Source organism: Pseudomonas sp. SF2 (assembly GCF_036858055.1).
Classification (GTDB): domain Bacteria; phylum Pseudomonadota; class Gammaproteobacteria; order Pseudomonadales; family Pseudomonadaceae; genus Aquipseudomonas.
Window position 1 is genome coordinate 1 of record NZ_JAMBDI010000065.1, and the last position, 728, is coordinate 728.

At 64.7% G+C, this 728-nt stretch carries 1 protein-coding gene; it reads left to right on the plus strand.

What is annotated here, in order from left to right; all coding sequences use genetic code 11:
- A partial coding sequence (locus tag M2S36_RS24100) for a T6SS effector BTH_I2691 family protein (protein ID WP_333957985.1) occupies positions 1-728 on the plus strand: 728 nt, incomplete at both ends.

A 728-nucleotide genomic window follows, 5' to 3' on the forward strand; every position in this document is an offset into this window, starting at 1 on the left:
GCCTGCCGCTATGCCGATGCAGGCTTCAACCTCGAACAAGGCTTCGGGCCACTACAACACTCTGCCTACACCCTGCGCGCGCTGCGCCCGGGCTATGTCTACGTGTTCATGCAAGGCGCCCTGGGCCAGAAACTGGTCATTCACGAGTACGTCGGCGCGGGCCTTTACAAGGAACTGCGCTACCGCGGGCTGGACGACTACCACCGGCGTGATCGCTACCTGTCCAGCCGCACCCTGGGCTGGGTGTGGGCCGATACCTGCCCCGATACCGCCAGGGAAGTGTGGATCGGCTACAGCCCGCACCTGTGGACCAACGCCATGACCGCCCGCATCACCAGTTCAGCCGCCTTGCGCCAACGGCACATGCGCCAGCTGGACATGGCCGAACTGATAGCCGGCAACCAGGTACCCTCAACCCAACGCCATGTCTTGCCGGTCAGTGCCCTGCAAACCTGGGTCGAAGACTTCAAGCCCACCGAGCGGCGCATGCCCCTGACCTGGAGCAGCGACCCGATCACCGAAACCCTGCCGATCGGCAACCTCGTTGCCATCGGCCGGCACTACCCCTACACCCAGCCGAAAGTACCGGTAGTGGTGGCGCTCACCGATGCCGAAGGCATGGCCCTGGACCTGAGCCTGACGGTGTCGGCCTACCAGCATCAACTGCGCGACCTGATGCCCGCCGAACAGCTGGAGCACATGAAGCCGGCACAAGGGCCCGAGCAGGA